General features: G+C 40.8%; 1 pseudogene. It reads right to left on the reverse strand.

Annotated elements, in window-relative coordinates:
• Positions 1 to 262, reverse strand: a pseudogene (locus ACYQ3Q_RS28635) (transposase); the annotation flags it as partial.

Below are 262 nucleotides of genomic sequence, written 5' to 3' on the forward strand. Positions count from 1 at the left end.
ATAATTCGCCCTCTACATACAGGCGATAACGTTCAACCCTTGGCTCAGAAAAGTAGCCCAAGGTTTTCTCGGTAGTGACAAGTGAGTCCTGCCGAATACCCATATAAACACGATAACTGCTCCAGGTATAATCGATCGGTAGCTCTGTCATATTAGCCCGTACAGAGTTTAAGTGTATATATCTACTAATTTCCAAGTGATACTGATCAGTTTCAATAAGTTCAGACTTAAAACGATCCTGGAAGAGATGTCCTACAAAGTT

The sequence above is a fragment of the Desulfosporosinus burensis genome (assembly GCF_054657535.1).